The organism is Pseudoalteromonas sp. '520P1 No. 423', assembly GCF_001269985.1.
Classification (GTDB): domain Bacteria; phylum Pseudomonadota; class Gammaproteobacteria; order Enterobacterales; family Alteromonadaceae; genus Pseudoalteromonas.
This window is the reverse complement of the sequence record NZ_BBZB01000001.1, coordinates 3755565-3771874: the sequence shown is the minus strand read 5'-3', so window position 1 is coordinate 3771874 and position 16310 is coordinate 3755565. Positions and strand designations below refer to the sequence as shown.

Annotated in this window: 13 protein-coding genes; 7 read left to right on the top strand and 6 right to left on the bottom strand. The window is 36.1% G+C overall.

The genetic code is table 11. The features are described from left to right. Positions 1 to 3 precede the first annotated feature (3 nt). The 6 genes from pstA (at position 4) to thiI (ending at position 7166) form a co-directional block, all read left to right on the top strand. Positions 4 to 1650, top strand: coding sequence for a phosphate ABC transporter permease PstA (gene pstA / locus PSA_RS17220; RefSeq protein WP_042150534.1), 1647 nt, complete (start codon positions 4 to 6; stop codon positions 1648 to 1650). Positions 1651 to 1725: 75 nt separating this feature from the next. Further along, positions 1726 to 2553: a phosphate ABC transporter ATP-binding protein PstB gene (pstB, locus tag PSA_RS17215; RefSeq protein WP_042150532.1), complete on the top strand. Its 828-nt coding sequence runs from the start codon at positions 1726 to 1728 to the stop codon at positions 2551 to 2553. A 73-nt stretch (positions 2554 to 2626) separates the two neighbouring features. Then, entirely contained in the window at positions 2627 to 3337 is a 711-nt protein-coding gene (gene phoU / locus PSA_RS17210; protein WP_042150530.1) for a phosphate signaling complex protein PhoU, read from the top strand. A gap of 122 nt (positions 3338 to 3459) precedes the next feature. Beyond that, on the top strand, positions 3460 to 4137 hold the full coding sequence (locus PSA_RS17205; RefSeq protein ID WP_042150528.1) for a TIGR00153 family protein: 678 nt from the start codon (positions 3460 to 3462) through the stop codon (positions 4135 to 4137). A gap of 36 nt (positions 4138 to 4173) precedes the next feature. Then, entirely contained in the window at positions 4174 to 5442 is a 1269-nt protein-coding gene (locus PSA_RS17200; RefSeq protein ID WP_042150526.1) for an inorganic phosphate transporter, read from the top strand. 266 nt (positions 5443 to 5708) lie between these two features. Continuing rightward, on the top strand, positions 5709 to 7166 hold the full coding sequence (gene thiI / locus PSA_RS17195) for a tRNA uracil 4-sulfurtransferase ThiI (RefSeq protein ID WP_042150564.1): 1458 nt from the start codon (positions 5709 to 5711) through the stop codon (positions 7164 to 7166). A 55-nt stretch (positions 7167 to 7221) separates the two neighbouring features. Here the strand turns inward: thiI and recG are convergent, their stop codons facing one another. From recG to asnC, 3 genes are all read right to left on the bottom strand, one after another. Then, a complete protein-coding gene (recG, locus tag PSA_RS17190; protein ID WP_042150524.1) occupies positions 7222 to 9333 on the bottom strand; it encodes an ATP-dependent DNA helicase RecG in 2112 nt (703 codons plus the stop codon). 140 nt (positions 9334 to 9473) lie between these two features. Then, on the bottom strand, positions 9474 to 10166 hold the full coding sequence (gene trmH, locus PSA_RS17185; RefSeq protein WP_042150563.1) for a tRNA (guanosine(18)-2'-O)-methyltransferase TrmH: 693 nt from the start codon (positions 10164 to 10166) through the stop codon (positions 9474 to 9476). Positions 10167 to 10225: 59 nt separating this feature from the next. After that, positions 10226 to 10684 carry a transcriptional regulator AsnC gene (gene asnC / locus PSA_RS17180; protein WP_042150521.1) on the bottom strand — a complete coding sequence of 153 codons (459 nt, stop codon included), beginning with the start codon at positions 10682 to 10684 and terminating at the stop codon, positions 10226 to 10228. A gap of 155 nt (positions 10685 to 10839) precedes the next feature. Here asnC and asnA point away from each other — a divergent pair, with 155 nt between their 5' ends. Beyond that, positions 10840 to 11835: an aspartate--ammonia ligase gene (gene asnA / locus PSA_RS17175; RefSeq protein ID WP_042150518.1), complete on the top strand. Its 996-nt coding sequence runs from the start codon at positions 10840 to 10842 to the stop codon at positions 11833 to 11835. A gap of 32 nt (positions 11836 to 11867) precedes the next feature. Here the strand turns inward: asnA and PSA_RS17170 are convergent, their stop codons facing one another. From PSA_RS17170 to spoT, 3 genes are all read right to left on the bottom strand, one after another. After that, complete coding sequence (locus PSA_RS17170) at positions 11868 to 13478, bottom strand: DUF342 domain-containing protein (RefSeq protein WP_042150515.1); 1611 nt, start codon at positions 13476 to 13478, stop codon at positions 11868 to 11870. 157 nt (positions 13479 to 13635) lie between these two features. Continuing rightward, positions 13636 to 14028 (bottom strand): RidA family protein, encoded by a 393-nt coding sequence (locus PSA_RS17165; protein WP_042150513.1) that lies wholly within the window; start codon positions 14026 to 14028, stop codon positions 13636 to 13638. Positions 14029 to 14081: 53 nt separating this feature from the next. Beyond that, positions 14082 to 16196 (bottom strand): bifunctional GTP diphosphokinase/guanosine-3',5'-bis pyrophosphate 3'-pyrophosphohydrolase, encoded by a 2115-nt coding sequence (gene spoT, locus PSA_RS17160; RefSeq protein WP_042150511.1) that lies wholly within the window; start codon positions 16194 to 16196, stop codon positions 14082 to 14084. Between the last annotated feature and the right edge of the window lie 114 nt (positions 16197 to 16310).

Genomic DNA, 16310 nt, shown 5'->3' with positions numbered 1-16310 from the left:
AGTATGAATAACTGGTTTAAATCAGGATCACCTTGGATATGGTTAACAGGTGGCGCAGTTAGTATCAGCTTGATTTCAGTAATTGGTTTGCTAGCGCTTATAGCATGGCGTGGATTAAGCTTTTTTTGGCCATCTGAAGTGGTGCAGTTTGAGCTTGAGCAAGCGGGTGTTAAAAGTACTGTTATTGGTGAAATCTATGATAGAGAGCAAGTACCCACTTCTCGTATATCGGCAACAGGTGCAGATTTAGGTGATTACAATGAAGAGTTTATAGAACGCTTGCTTGTAAAAACGGGTAATCGTGAGTTTGTTGAGTTAGATTTTCGCTGGATTTTAACAACAGATATCAAGTCTCAATCAGTACCTAAAGAAATGGCTGTTTTTGAACGTAGTAAAAACGGTAACTTTTATGGTTATGTTGAAAAAGTAATTGAAAATGGCAAAGAACAAACGATTGATAAAATAGAAAAGCTTGATGCATTAGTTGAACGTGCCGTATCTCTTAATGAAGAAGCGCTTGATTTACAAAATGGTCCGATTGGTCATATAAACTATGAGCTTGAAAGAGCGCGTTTAAAACAACGTGCTTATGAATTGGATGGCGAGTTAACGCAAGAGCGCATACAAGAGTATGAGCAATTTAAAGCAGAGCAAAAAGCCAAATATGATGTTTTAGAAACTGAATTATTTAAATTACGTGGTGAAGCTAAGCGTGATCAAATAATAGTAAAAGATATGCGCGGTGAAATGGTAACCATACCTCTATACCAAGTGCTTGATTTTACTTTCCCTAATAAAATGGGGTTCTTTGCTAAGTTAGGTCAATATTTTGTTCAGCTAGGTAAATTTGTATCTGACGACCCAAGAGAAGCCAATACTGAGGGCGGTGTATTTCCTGCAATTTTTGGTACTGTATTTATGGTAATGCTAATGGCTGTGATAGTGACGCCATTTGGTGTGGTTGCAGCAATATACTTACATGAGTATGCCGCTAAAAATGCTGCTACAAAAATGATACGTATTGCAGTTATTAACTTAGCAGGTGTACCTTCAATTGTTTATGGTGTATTTGGTTTAGGTTTTTTTGTTTACATGTTAGGTGGTAGCTTAGATCAGTTATTTTACCCTGAAGCATTACCAGGTCCAACATTTGGTACACCAGGTGTTATGTGGTCAGCACTTACGCTAGCGATATTAACTTTACCTGTTGTGATTGTATCAACAGAAGAAGGTTTATCTCGTATTCCAAGTTCAATTCGTCAAGGTTCGTTAGCCTTAGGCGCAACTAAATTCGAAACTTTATGGCGTATTATCGTTCCTATGGCAAGTCCTGCAATTATGACAGGTTTAATCTTAGCGGTAGCACGTGCAGCAGGTGAGGTTGCACCATTGATGCTGGTGGGCGTTGTTAAAATGGCACCAACTTTACCATTAGATGGTAACTTCCCGTTTATGCATTTAGACCGTAAGTTTATGCATTTAGGTTTCCATATCTATGATGTTGGTTTCCAAAGTCCAAATGTTGAAGCTGCAAGACCATTAGTTTACGCAACTGCATTTTTATTAGTCTCTGTTATTATTGCTTTAAATATAACTGCGATTGGTGTGCGTAACCACTTACGAGAAAAGTTTAAAGTTCTAGATAACTAATAACTTAACAGATTTAAATGATAAGTAGCGGGCGTAATTGCCCGCTAACTAGAATCAAATATTTAGGTAAAGAAAATGATTACAGTTGCACCAGAAGTTTCAAACCCAACAAATGGTTTAAAATTAGACCTAGAAAATTTAATGCCAGAACAAACGGCACTTGAAATTAAAAACCTTGATTTGTTTTATGGCGAAAAACAAGCGCTAAGCAATATCAACATGAAAATACCAAAAGGCCAAGTAACTGCTTTCATCGGTCCATCAGGTTGTGGTAAATCAACGTTATTACGTTGTATTAATCGTATGAATGATTTAGTTGATATTTGTCGCATTGAAGGTGAAATTCAGCTTCACGGTGAAAACATTTACGATAAGCAAGTTGATGTTGCATCTTTGAGACGTAATGTTGGCATGGTGTTTCAGCGACCAAATCCATTCCCAAAATCTATTTATGAAAATGTTGTTTATGGTCTAAGACTACAAGGTGTTAAAGATAAACGTCGTTTAGATGAAGTTGTTGAAAAGTCACTTCGTTCAGCTGCTATCTGGGATGAAGTAAAAGATAGGTTACACGAAAGTGCATTTGGTTTATCTGGTGGTCAGCAACAAAGGTTAGTCATTGCTCGTTCAATTGCAATTGAACCAGAAGTTTTATTATTAGATGAACCAACATCTGCACTTGATCCAATTTCTACTTTAGTAATTGAAGAATTAATCGGTGATTTAAAAGAAAAGTTCACAGTAGTGATAGTGACACATAATATGCAGCAAGCTGCTCGTGTATCTGACCAAACTGCATTTATGTATATGGGTGAACTAATAGAATACGCTGATACAAATACATTATTTACGACACCAGCGAAAAAGAAAACTGAAGATTACATTACGGGTCGTTACGGTTAGTTTATTCTGAGTTAACAATTGGCGTACTGGGTTTTATGACCTAGATTTATTAAAGAATTTAAGTGGAAAGAAGATGGAACATAATTTAAGCAAACATATTTCTGGTAAATTTAACCAAGACTTAGAAGATGTACGTAATCATGTATTAGCTATGGGCGGTTTAGTTGAGCAACAATTAAACTCAGCTTTAGATGCGGTATCAACTGGTGATTCTGATTTAGCTAAAAAAGTCGAAAAAGATGACTACAAAGTAAATGCAATGGAAGTGAGCATAGATGAAGAATGTACGCGAATTATTGCAAAACGCCAGCCAGCAGCAAGTGATTTACGTTTAGTTGTCGCTATTGCTAAAACTATTGCTGATTTAGAGCGAATTGGTGATGAAGCACGACGCATTGCACAAGTTGCTTTAGATTCCTTTTCTAAAGAGCAGCAAGATTTATTAGTGATGATCGATAATATGGGCCGTCAAGTATCAAAAATGTTACATGATGTATTAGATGCTTTTGCACGTATGGATGTTGATGCGGCATTTAAGGTACATAAAGAAGATGCTAAAGTTGACCGTGAATACGAAGCCTTAATTCGCCAAATTATGACTTATATGATGGAAGATCCACGCTCAATTCCAAAAATAATGGCATTAGTGTGGTCAGTTCGCTCACTTGAGAGAATTGGGGACAGATGTCAAAATATAGCAGAATATGTTATCTATTTTGTAAAAGGCAAAGATATTCGTCATATTTCTCAAGAAGATATAGAAAAAGATATTTTAAAAATGTAATCAGCTTTAAAAACAAAAGTAGTCAATTTTAAATTTAATGGATTGTAGGTGGTAAAAATCGATTCACAATCGACATTTATACTGTAAAATCCGCGCTGCAAATAAGAAATGAAGGGTAAATCATGTCTGGAAATGCGTTTTTTGGGGTCTTTGCAAAGTCTCCGATCAAACCAATAGAAGAACACATAATAAAAGTTCATGAAGCAAGTGCTACATTGATGGATTTTTTCCAACATGTGTTCAAGAAAGAATGGCAACAAGCTGAACAAGTTCGTTTACAGATCAGAACGCTAGAACGTCAAGCGGATGTAATGAAGCGAGATATCAGAATTCAGTTACCAAGAGGGTTATTTTTACCTGTTGAGCGTACTGATTTATTAGAGTTGATCACGCAACAAGATAAAATAGCTAATAAAGCGAAAGATATTGCTGGCCGAGTAATTGGTCGTGAGATGGATATACCGAGTGAAATTCAAGCTGATTTCATGACATATCTATCTCGTTGTATAGATGCGACTAAACAAGCATCTAAAGCAATAAATGAATTAGATGAACTATTAGAGACAGGCTTCAGAGGTCGTGAAGTCACTTTAGTAGAAAACATGTTAGTGGAATTGGATGCCATTGAGCAAGATACTGACGATATGCAAATCAAGTTACGTAGACAGTTACGTGAAATTGAAAGCGAAATGAATCCGATTGATGCAATGTTCTTATATAAGATCATTGAATGGGTTGGTGATTTAGCAGATATTGCAGAGCGTGTAGGCTCTCGTCTTGAGTTAATGTTAGCTCGTTAGTTATTTAATAAAAATTAAAGCGAAAAAGGTACTCGTATGGATTTTATAGCATCCTATGGCACTATGTTGGTGCTAATTGCTGCGGCAGTTGGTTTTTTTATGGCTTATGGTATTGGTGCAAATGATGTTGCCAATGCGATGGGTACATCTGTTGGTTCAAAAGCACTAACAATTAAGCAAGCAATTATTATTGCAATGATTTTCGAATTTGCAGGTGCATATTTAGCCGGCGGCGAAGTAACTTCAACAATACGCAAAGGTATTATTGATGCATCATACTTTACCGCGACTCCTGATGTATTTGTATTAGGTATGATTTCAGCCTTATTTGCTGCTGGTGCTTGGCTATTGATTGCATCGGCTTTAGGTTGGCCTGTATCTACTACTCACTCAATTATTGGTGCGATTATTGGTTTTGCCTTAGTTGCAGTTGGTACTGATGCGGTAACTTGGAGCAAAGTTGGTGGTATCGTTGGTAGTTGGATTATTACGCCATTATTATCAGGTATTATTGCTTACTTTATATTTATGAGTTCGCAAAGGCTGATATTTGATACTGCTGAACCTTTAAAGAATGCAAAACGTTTTGTGCCTATTTATATGGGGTTAGCTGGTTTTGTTATGTCTTTAGTGACAATCAAAAAAGGCTTAAAGCATATTGGTATAAATATGGGCGCTGTTGAAGGTTATTTACTTTCAATCGCAATCGCAGTAATTGTTGCAATCATTGGTAAGATTGTTATTCAGCGTTTAAAGTATGACCCTAAAGCTGATAAAGAAATGCAATTTAACAATGTGGAAAAAGTATTTGGCGTTTTAATGATACTGACTGCTGCATGTATGGCATTTGCTCATGGTTCTAATGATGTTGCTAACGCAATTGGTCCATTAGCTGCTGTTGTTGGTATTGTTGAAAATAACGGTGAAATCGTTAAGAAAACCGCTCTTGTTTGGTGGATTTTACCACTAGGTGGAATTGGTATTGTGGTAGGTTTAGCAACACTTGGTAAAAATGTAATGAAAACAATAGGCGAAGGTATTACACATTTAACACCTAGCCGTGGTTTTGCTGCTGAATTAGCCGCTGCATCAACTGTTGTTATTGCATCAGGTACTGGTATGCCAATCTCTACAACACAAACTTTAGTGGGTGCTGTGTTAGGTGTAGGTATGGCCCGTGGTATTGGCGCATTAAACTTAGGTGTTATTCGTAATATCGTAGTTTCTTGGGTTATTACATTACCAATAGGTGCATTCTTAGCTATCGGTATATTCTTTATTTTAAGAACTGCATTTGGCATATAAATTTACTGCGTAGATTTATTATGACCACTACGTGGTTTATTAAATAGAAAAGGCTTCCAATGGAAGCCTTTTTTGTTTTATGGAATTATAACAACCAAACTTAGACGGTGCTTTAGCTGCGTTAGAATAAATATTAAGCTTATATCAATTCAGATAATTAAGTGAGCGGTTAATTATCTGAAATGGCATTAGAAGTTTTATTGGGCTTTAGGGTGTGATTTGCTATAATCTCGCGCCTGTTACTTATGTTACATTTTGAGACGCTCATGATTAAATTTATCATCAAATTACACCCTGAAATTGCGATTAAAAGTCGTTCTGTCAGAAAACGTTTTACTAAGCTTTTAGAGAATAATATCCGAATTCTTGGCCAGCGTTTTGATGAAGGTGTAAAGGTACTTAATAACTGGGATAACTTAGTATTAGTATCTGAAAAAGATGATGAAGATTCTCGTTTAGCGTTAATTGATATCTTAAAAAGTATTCCAGGTATTATGCAATTTATTGAAGTTGCTGAAACACCTTTTGAAACCATAGATGATATATATCAAGCTGCTTTAGAATTAAATCGTGATGTGATTGCTGGCAAATCATTTTGTGTTCGCTGTAAGCGCGTAGGTAAACATGACTTTAGTTCAGGTGAAGTAGAGCGCTATGTCGGCGGTGGTTTAAATCAAAATGTTGAAGGTGCACGTGTTCAACTTTCTAAACCTGAAGTAACAGTCAAAATAGAAATTAAACAAGATTTAGCTTACATCGTAAAAGAAACACATACAGGTGTTGCAGGATTTCCGCTTCCTAGCCAAGAAAGTGTGTTATCTCTGGTATCCGGTGGTTTTGATTCTGGTGTTGCGACGTATCAAATGATACGTAAAGGGGCTCGTACACATTATTTATTTTTTAACTTAGGCGGTGCAGCACACGAGATTGGTGTTAAACAAGCCAGTTATTACTTATGGAATAAATTTAGCTCTACTCATAAAGTTAAATTTGTATCTGTAGATTTTGATCCTGTTGTTGCTGAGATTTTAGAAAATGTAGAAAACAGCCAAATGGGTGTTATTTTAAAACGTATGATGATGCGTGCAGGCTCAGCTGTTGCGGAGAAAATGGGTATCGATGCGATTGTAACAGGTGAAAGCTTAGGCCAAGTTTCGAGTCAAACACTTGCGAATTTAAGCATTATTGACAGAGTAACCGATACATTAATCTTACGTCCTCTTATTCAACACGATAAACAAGAAATTATCGATATCGCACGTGCCATAGGTACGGCTGATATGGCAGAAGTAATGCCTGAATACTGTGGTGTGATCTCTAAAAAGCCAACGGTTAAAGCTAAAATTGGTAAGATTTTAGCTGAAGAAGAAAAGTTCGACTTTGATGTATTAGACACAGTTATCGAAAACGCACGTGTTATGGATATACGTGATATAGCTAAAGAAGCGAAAGAAGAAGTAAAAGATGCTGAATCTGTGTCTGACTTACCAAAAGATGCAGTGGTAGTTGATATTCGCTCTCCTGAAGAAGAAGATAATAATCCTCTAGAAGTTGAAGATCATGAAGTTATTCATTTACCTTTTTTCCGCTTAGGGACTAAGTTTGCTGATTTACCACAAGATAAAGAGTATTACTTATACTGTGATAAAGGTGTGATGAGTCAACTACAGGCGCTTATTTTACATGATCAAGGATATAAAACTGTTAAGGTTTATAGACCTTAGCCAGTATTTTTAGGCCTGAATGTTAAAGTAATTCGGGCCTAAAGACACTCCTACTTTAAGCTTGTGCGTATTGCTCTCGTTCAGGTAACCAACGTTTAATAAGCTTATTGCTCGGTTCTGGGTATTGATTAAGCATATTAAGTGCAATTGGGCGAACTTGTTGTACTAAATAAGCATCACGTACTAAATCTGCAATTTTAAATTCTGCTAAGCCTGTTTGTTTGGTGCCAAGTACTTCGCCTGGGCCTCTAATTTCTAAGTCTTTTTGAGCGATAACAAAACCATCTGAGCTGTCTCTTAAAACACCTAAGCGCTTTTGTGCAGTTTTAGATAAAGGACTATGGTAAAGCAATACACAATGTGATGCGATATGTCCTCGACCGACACGGCCACGTAATTGATGTAATTGTGCTAAGCCAAGTCGCTCAGGGTTTTCAATTATAATGAGACTTGCATTTGGCACATCAACACCCACTTCAATGACAGTTGTAGCAACTAAAACTTGAAATTCCCCATTTTTAAACTGCTGCATCACTTCTTGTTTTTCAGCTGCTTTCATTCTGCCATGCACTAATGCAATTTTAAGATCTGGCAAGCATGATTGTAAGTGAACTGCGGCATCTTCTGCAGCTTGACATTGCAGTGCTTCAGATTCTTCTATTAAGGTACACACCCAATAAACTTGTCTATTTTGCTCTTTACAGGCTTTCTCTACTCGACCAATAATTTCATCTCGTCTGGTATCAGGTAAAGCAACGGTTGTGATAGGTGTTCTACCAGGAGGAAGTTCATCTATAATTGAGGTTTCTAGATCTGCATAAGCTGTCATAGCTAATGTTCTTGGGATAGGTGTTGCGGTCATTACTAATTGATGAGGGTAACAAACTGTGTTTTCATCAATTTCAAATTTACCTTTTTCTCTTAACTCTAATCTTTGGTGTACGCCAAATCTATGTTGTTCATCAATTATGATTAATGCCAAATTATTAAAAATAACCTGATTTTGAAATAATGCATGAGTACCAACAATCATTTGAGCATCACCTGATGCGATAGACTCTAATGTGGTTTCTCTGAGTTTTCCTTTGGTTTTACCTGCAAGCCAAGCAACTTTGATATCGAGTTGTTCAAACCAGTTTCTAAAGTTGGTGGCATGTTGTTCAGCTAAAATTTCAGTCGGCGCCATTAATGCAACTTGATACCCTTGAGAAATAGCACAAAGCGCACTCAGCGCTGCGACTAAGGTTTTTCCTGAACCAACATCGCCTTGTACTAAGCGCATCATAGGGTAGCTTTGTGTTAAATCATTTTTAATTTCAGCTACCACTCTTTGCTGTGCTTGAGTGGGCGAAAAAGGCAAGCTAGATAAAAATTGTGATTCTAATGGGTTAGTGGGCGGTAAATTGATCGCTTGATGATCTTGGCCTTTTTGTCGTAATTTTAATAAGCTGAGGTTTTGCGCTAATAGCTCTTCCATTACTAAGCGTTGCTGCGCTGGATGGGTACCTAACTCTAATAAAGTTTGATTAGTATCGGCACAAGGGCGGTGCAATGTAAGCAAAGCTTGTTTTAAACTTAAACCATGGGTTTGATGTTCTATGGGCAATAATTCTTCAATATCATACTTATGTAATAAGGAGACTGCTTGATCGCTCAAGTTACGGATACTAAGCTGTTTTAAACCTTCAGTAGTATGATAAACGGGTGTTAGCGTTTCTTGCTCGCTTTCCTGCTGTGGATAGCCGTCATTCATTTGCACAAGTTTATATTCAGGATGAGCCATTTCAAAACCACTATGACCACGACGCACTTCACCAAAACATCGAATTGTTTTACCTTGTGCTAAACTTTTAGTTTGCGCGGCAGTAAAATTGAAAAATCTAAGTGATATTCTGCCTGTACCATCATTAACATTAACAACAAACATGCGCCTTTTGCCAAAGGTAACTTGGCTTGTTTCTATTGTTGCTTGAATACTCACATGGGAGTGAACTTGTAATTCATAGATAGGCACGATTTTTGTTCTATCTTCATATCGCATAGGCAAATGAAAAAGCATATCTTGGACTGTATGAATATGTAATTTATATAATCGCTCGGCCATTTTTGGGCCAACACCTTTAAGCTTTGTAATAGAGTATTGGCTTAAATTAGGAAGTTGACTCATTTATTGCTCAATTAGATTAATCAAAGTGATAATATGAAATGTTGCCAGAATTTAAACTTATTCGCTAGGGATATGTGATTGAAAAGGAAATATGAATTCAGCCTAATGACAAAAATGCCATTAGGTTCTTTTATTTTAACTTAGCTCGCCTTGTATCTTAGGGTATTCCAAAAAGCTTCAGTTGCGATAATTTCGCCTTCATCATCAATGGCAGGGTAATCTAATCCTTTTAACTTACATTGTTTAGCAACAACAGGATGACAACCTTCAAACAATAACTTATGTCTAATATTTTTACATAAGTCAGAATTATCATACATGTTTGCTATTTTTCTTTGCCTTTGCGCTTCAAATAAAATTAAAGCCGTCGCCACAGAAACATTAAGAGACTGAACCATGCCTTCCATTGGAATGACAATATGTTGGTCGGCTAAAGCAAGTGCGGTATCTGAAATCCCTGTTTGTTCTTGACCAACAATAATGGCTGTAGGTTTTGTGTAATCAATTTCTCTAAAATCAACTGCTGTATCCGACAAGTTGGTCGCTAAAAGCTGAATACCAGGAGTACGCTCTCGAATATCAGAAATAGCATCTTCAACAGTTATATGCATATGAGTTTCAACCCAATTTTTACTACCACCTGAGGTATTGCCTGTAACACGCTTTTGGTTTTCTGGCCATACAGCATGAACGTCATGAATTCCCACTGCATCTGCCGTGCGTACAATCGCAGATAGATTATGATGTTTGTGTACTTCATCTAAACATACTGTTAAATCAGTTTGTCTTTTATCTAAAACGCTTTTGATTCTTTTGTAGCGATTGTTTGGCATGCGTTGACTCATTAATACTCATAATTGAAAAACGGATGAGATTATAATGTTTTGTTGGCTTAAGGTAAAACATCACGATTAATTGGGTTTTGTAATGATATTAAGGTTTCTGTTGATTGAATTTCTTCTATCGTTTGTATTTTATTGATTAAAACAAATTGTAAATGATCGATAGAACGTGTCATTAACTTAATAAAAATACTGTAGTTTCCGGTTGTATAATAAGCTTCAACAACTTCTTCAAATTCTTCTAGTCTTTTTATTGTATTAGGGTAATCTTTGGCATTTTTAAGGTTTATACCAACAAAACAGCAAACATCATATCCTAAGTTTTTTGCATTAATTGATACTTTAGTACCTTCTATGATCCCTGCATTTTTCATTTTCTCTACACGAACATGAATTGTACCTGCACTCACTGCTAGTTTTTTAGCCAATTCAGCATAAGGAATACGTGCATTTTCTGTTAGTGCCTCAAGAATGCTTTTATCTAGATTATCGATCTCATAATTTTGCATTGTATTTTGCCCAAGTAATTATTGATCTCTCAATTTAAAGGCTATTCTATTATCAATAAAATTAGTGTAAAGCTATTTTTGTTAAGGGATATTGAATGATATTGTGATTTGAGTGAGGATAATAGACAAGAAACGTAAACTAATTGAGAATTATCATGAGCAGCCAATACATAAAAAGCCAAGTACAGATCAGCAAAGCAAAACAGTTATTTTCAGCACAACTAGAATCAAAGCTAGGATTAATCGAAGTGCAGGCGCCTATTTTAGCGCAAGTTGGAGATGGTATTCAGGATAACTTAAGCGGTCATGAAAAAGCGGTTGAAGTAAAAGTGAAATCTTTACCTGAAAAAGAATATGAAGTTGTTCATTCTTTAGCTAAATGGAAGCGTAAAACATTGGGTGAGTATGGCTTTAGTATTGGTGAGGGGATTTATACTCATATGAAAGCCCTTAGACCTGATGAAGAGAAGTTAAGTCCAATTCACTCTGTGTTTGTAGACCAATGGGACTGGGAAAAAGTAATTTGTGAATCAACTGAGCGTTCTTTAGACTATTTAAAATCAACGGTAACAACGCTCTATAGTGCTATTAAAGCAACTGAATTAGAGCTTGATAAATTATATGATTTAAAACCATTTTTACCAGAATCAATTACTTTTATTCATTCGCAAGAATTAGTAGAACAGTACCCTGAATTATCAGCAAAAGATCGTGAAAGGGCAGCTGCAAAAGAGTTTGGCGCAGTATTTTTAATTGGCATAGGTGGTAAGTTATCTCATGGTGATATTCATGATGTGCGTGCACCAGATTATGATGATTGGTCTAGTGCTACCTGTGATAAATATGAAGGCTTAAACGGTGATATTTTAGTTTGGAACCCTGTGTTAAAAGATGTATTTGAAATTTCATCTATGGGTATCCGTGTTAGCCCTGAAGCATTAGAAAAGCAACTTGAAATTACGGGTGATACAGCTAGGTTAGAATTAGATTGGCATAAAATGTTATTACAATCTAAGTTACCGCAAACAATTGGTGGTGGCATAGGCCAATCAAGATTAGCTATGTTGTTATTACAAAAACAGCATATCGGTCAGGTTCAGGTTGGAGTATGGTCTGAGCAATTAAAATCAGAAGTATCTGAAATACTATAATAAACCTGCTGCGCCTACATGGATGTCGGTGCTTAGGTTTTAAAATCTATTTTTATTTTTCCTTCATGTAATTTCATTTTACAAGGTCCATAACAACGTTTAGTTTGTAGGACCTTGTCAAATAAATGAAGCTCTATTCCCGGATAAACTTGTTGGCTCACATCTAATTCAGCAGCTTCTAAAAGTTGATGTAAATACTCCTCAAATAAAGTTGTTTTTTCATGAATATTTTCTGCTTGAGTAACCCAGTGGTGGTGTGTTGATGTTATTTTATTAAATAGTGCCTCTTTTTGCTCAGAAGCTTTTGAATTTTCTATTTTATCTAACGCTTCTTGTAACTCAGTTAAGTGCTGTTCAGTTTCAATTTGTTTATGAATCAACTTTTCTGTATTTTCTTTTAATTTAAAAGCATCTTGAATTAAATGTAACTCTATTTTTGCACCAGATTCACAGCCAATTTCACCTACTTTTATTTTGCGTGCATCTAATACTTTACCGCCAATAAGTTTACCAAGTGGTTTGTTTTTATCTCCTATTAGAATTTGATTTTTAGCCTTTAAATTACAGTGGTTTGAAAGGCGTTCAATATAAATATTTTTGGCTTGTAGTAAGGCATATTGTGCATGGCTTATCTCTAAATCGCCTTTACAGGAAATAGTGCAACTTAATTCATCTTTATTAGCAAGTTGATGACCAATAACACCTTGTTTAATAGTGATATTACCTGTTGCATTTAATATAGATGATTCAACGGTACCTAATACGGTAATATCACCTTTAGCTGTGACTTTCATATTTGGCTCAATATTTTGAGTAATTAAAATACTGCCATCAAAGTCAATATGTCCAGTTTTAACAGATACACTCTCTACTGAATAAATATCATCTACGCGCATGCCATTTTTAATCTCTATAGGCACACCTGCTAGCACTGATATCAATTCATTTGGTTTATTTTCTTTGATTTCTGTGCCTTCACCAGCCACAAGTTTAATTGTTTTACCGGGGACTGCTTTGAGTGTTTCTCCTGATACAGTAAAGCCATCTTTACCTGCGGTTTCAAGTATTTTTTCAATCAATAAAGTACCTGGTGTAACCCTTGCTACTTTGCCAAAATCAAGCATATCAACACGACCGTCTTCTAGTTTTTTAGGGGTATTTATCCGCTCAGCTAATGTTTTTATTTTCTTTTCTAACTTAGCGTTTCGACCTGCTTCTGCTTGCTGCCCTTTAGCTATCGGTTCAATAAATTTAGTACCTGAAGGCTGTTCCAGTTGGTGTTGTAAAAGTTGCTCTAAATAGGCTTGTTTATACCCTCTTGAAACGCCTGATTTAACAATCAGTGCCTTTGCTGATTCTAAATCAAGCATTTTTCCACCTTGTGGGGTGATTAAAGTGCCTTGAGCCGTCATTTTATCTTCTGATATCTCTATTGTTAGTTGGGCATCTCTTTTTGTTGCAACAATTAAAGTTGTATTATGGTTTTTATCTTTTACAAATTGCAAAATATCTTTTTTATGCACTTCAAATTCACAAAAGGCAGATGTGCTTAAGGCTTCTAAAACATAATCTGTACTAGGTGGGAAAGGGAACTCATTATTGATAACGAGTTGTACTTGATTATTTGAATTCAGCTTAAACACGTTATACCTCAAAAAAAACATTGATTTAACTTTAAGCCAGAAAATAAATTTAATCTAGTGTCTGTGTTGTGTGTTTTGGGGAAAAAATGAGTCGTTGAATATTGCTTGAAACTAAAAAAGAGCCAAAAGGCTCTTTTTATCAAAAGTTTAATGATTATTAGTTAGTTGAAGGTAGCTCCATAATGCCGTCAATTTCAATTTGTACAGCTTTAGGTAGTGCACTCACCTGTACAGCAGCACGTGCTGGGTATGGTGTTTTGAAATATTGGCTCATTACATCATTTACAATAGCAAAATTAGATAAATCAGTTAAAAATATATTCACTTTAACCATATCTTGTAACTCACCACCTGCGGCTTCACAAACAGCCACTAGATTTTTAAAAACTTGGTGCGCTTGCTCTGTAAAGTCTTGTGAAATTAGCTCCATGCTCTCTGGTACTAATGGAATTTGACCTGATAAATATACCGTAGTGCCCACTTTTACAGCTTGGTTATAGGTACCAATTGCTGCAGGTGCATTTTCTGTACTAACAATTACTTTTGCCATTTTACTTCCTTAATTCATAATTAGCTGCTTTATTGTTTTAAATAAAAGTGCAGTTATTTTTTACGGTATACCTTTTGTACTTCAGGTACAACTCTGATCTTTCTCATTACATTTGCAACATGTATTCGGTCTTTAACCGTAATAGACATATCAACGATGTATAAATTACTTTCTTTTTCTTCAGTGGTTATTTCAACAATGTTGGCTGAAGTGGTAGAAATTAAATTAGTGAGCTTAGCCATTGAACCCTGATGGTTTATGAGTTCAACTCTAAATGCTGCGATATATTCTTTCTCAGGCGCGTCTTCCCATTTAACGATAAAGAATTTTGCCGGCTCGTTTTCCCAGCCGCGAATATTTTTACATTCGTGGCGGTGCACTGTTAGGCCTTTTCCTTGACTTACATGAGCAACAATATCATCGCCAGGAACTGGTCTACAACATTTAGAATAATTAACTAACATACCTTCAGTACCTATTAAGGCAGCTTTAGTATCTTCTTTAATTTCGCTTACATTATCTGAATCTTCAGAGTCTATCGCTAATAATCGTCTGGCGATCATGACGCTCATTAAATTACCTAAGCCAATTTCTACTAATAACTCTAATAAGCTTGAAACTTGGTTATCCTCTAGAACTTGGTTGATATTGTCTTGCGATAACTCTTCAAGAGAGGTTTCACCTAGAGCAGACTCTAATAAGCGTTTACCTAAGTTCATCGCTTCATCATTTTGCTGTGTTTTTAGGTAGTTTCTAATGCCTAGGCGTGCTTTACCTGTTACTACAAAGTTGAGCCAAGTTGCATTAGGGTGAGCACCTGAACTTGTGATAACTTCGATTGTTTGACCTGTGTCTAAAGGTTGGCTTAAAGGGTGTGGTTTTCGGTTAACACGAACACCGACACAAGAGTTACCAACATCAGTATGAACTGTATATGCAAAGTCGATTGCAGTTGCGCCCATAGGTAACTCAACAATTCTACCATCAGGTGTAAATACGTAGATTTCTTCTGGGAATAATTCCGTTTTTACATTTTCAACAAATTCAAAAGAAGAGCCTGCACTTTGCTGCAGTTCTAATAAGCTTTGCATCCATTGGCGTGCACGTTGTTGTGCTGTATTACCTGAGTTATCACCCGCTTTTTTATATGTCCAATGAGCAGCAACACCCATATCAGCCATTTGATCCATTTCTTTTGTTCTGATTTGGATTTCAACTGGAATACCGTGAGGACCGACTAAAGAAGTGTGGAGCGATTGATAACCATTGGTTTTTGGTACAGCTATATAATCTTTAAAGCGTGTTTCAATCGGTTTATATAAGTTATGAGCAACGCCTAATACGCGATAACATGTATCTAAAGAGTCAACTACGATGCGAAAAGCATAAATATCCATAACTTCGTTAAACATCAGTTCTTTATTTAGCATCTTACGATAAATGCTATAACTATGTTTTTCACGACCCGTTACTTCAGCATTAACACCAGATTCTTGTAATCGAGTGATGATTTCTTCTTGGATATTATTGATAATCTCTTTACGATTACCGCGAGCTTTAGCAACTTCTGATGTTAAAGCGCGGTGACGCATAGGATAAAGGGCCTGAAAACCTAAGTCTTCAAGTTCATTTTTGATATCGTGAATGCCTAAGCGATTTGCAATCGGGGCAAAAATCTCAAGGGTTTCTTTTGCAATACGACGGCGTTTATCAGGGCGAAGTGCACCTAATGTACGCATGTTATGAGTGCGATCAGCAAGCTTGATTAAAATAACGCGAATATCTTGCGTCATAGCCATAATCATTTTTCGGTAGTTTTCTGCTTGGAATTCTTTTTTGTTTTTATACTTTAGCTTATCGAGCTTACTCATGCCCTCAACAAGTTCGGCTACGGTTTCACCAAATATCTCGGCTAAATCTTGTTGGCTAAAATCAGTATCTTCAATTACATCATGCATTAATGCTGCCATTAATGTTTCATGATCTAAATGCATCGCTGCCAGTATTTGAGTTACTTCAACTGGATGAGTGATATAAGGTTCGCCACTTGAGCGAGTTTGGCCTTCATGGGCCTCTCGTGCAACAACATATGCTTTTTGCACTAATTCAACTTGATCTTCAGATAAATACTCTGAGATATTCTTTTTTAAACCTTCAAAAAGATACATTCACGCTCCAATGCATTATGAGGTGAGAGAAATAGGGGTATGTCTTACAATATACGATGAAATAAGCTGGAAGTGAAGAAGTGAATTAACAGCCTTTAGTATTAAAAGCTAAAG

Coding starts and splice junctions, on each gene's coding strand:
- PSA_RS17165 (WP_042150513.1), bottom strand. CDS start 14,028: ATGGCAAAAGTAATTGTTAGTACAGAAAATGCACCTGCAGCAATTGGT.
- asnC (WP_042150521.1), bottom strand. CDS start 10,684: ATGCAAAATTATGAGATCGATAATCTAGATAAAAGCATTCTTGAGGCA.
- spoT (WP_042150511.1), bottom strand. CDS start 16,196: ATGTATCTTTTTGAAGGTTTAAAAAAGAATATCTCAGAGTATTTATCT.
- asnA (WP_042150518.1), top strand. CDS start 10,840: ATGAGCAGCCAATACATAAAAAGCCAAGTACAGATCAGCAAAGCAAAA.
- PSA_RS17200 (WP_042150526.1), top strand. CDS start 4,174: ATGGATTTTATAGCATCCTATGGCACTATGTTGGTGCTAATTGCTGCG.
- pstB (WP_042150532.1), top strand. CDS start 1,726: ATGATTACAGTTGCACCAGAAGTTTCAAACCCAACAAATGGTTTAAAA.
- PSA_RS17205 (WP_042150528.1), top strand. CDS start 3,460: ATGTCTGGAAATGCGTTTTTTGGGGTCTTTGCAAAGTCTCCGATCAAA.
- thiI (WP_042150564.1), top strand. CDS start 5,709: ATGATTAAATTTATCATCAAATTACACCCTGAAATTGCGATTAAAAGT.
- recG (WP_042150524.1), bottom strand. CDS start 9,333: ATGAGTCAACTTCCTAATTTAAGCCAATACTCTATTACAAAGCTTAAA.
- pstA (WP_042150534.1), top strand. CDS start 4: ATGAATAACTGGTTTAAATCAGGATCACCTTGGATATGGTTAACAGGT.
- phoU (WP_042150530.1), top strand. CDS start 2,627: ATGGAACATAATTTAAGCAAACATATTTCTGGTAAATTTAACCAAGAC.
- trmH (WP_042150563.1), bottom strand. CDS start 10,166: ATGCCAAACAATCGCTACAAAAGAATCAAAAGCGTTTTAGATAAAAGA.